The sequence below is a fragment of the Rhodovulum viride genome (assembly GCF_003265965.1).
GTDB lineage: Bacteria > Pseudomonadota > Alphaproteobacteria > Rhodobacterales > Rhodobacteraceae > Rhodovulum > Rhodovulum kholense.
The window spans coordinates 1-252 of record NZ_MUAV01000272.1 but is presented as its reverse complement, the minus strand read 5'-3'; the positions used below and the strand labels follow the sequence as shown (position 1 = coordinate 252).

General features: G+C 73.4%; 1 protein-coding gene. It reads left to right on the top strand.

Translation table 11 applies throughout. From position 1 onward, the window contains the following. Positions 1-252 (top strand): hypothetical protein (locus BYZ73_RS23395; RefSeq protein WP_425451113.1); only part of this gene is annotated, 252 nt, incomplete at both ends.

Below are 252 nucleotides of genomic sequence, written 5' to 3'. Positions count from 1 at the left end.
GCTGGCCGCGACGGCCCATCTCGACGGCTGGCGCGGGGTGCTGGGCCGGGCGATCCTGCCCCAGACCTGGCAGGAAACCCATGTCGGGCCGGGCCCCTATCTGCTGGCCATGCCCGATGTGTCAGAGGTCACGGCCTCGGCCGGGGGCGCGGTCAGTGTCGAGCCGACCGCCCTCGGCCCCATCGTGACGCTGGCCGATCCGGTGGAGGGCGTGACGCTCAGCTATACCTGCGGGCTGCCTGCGGCGCAGCT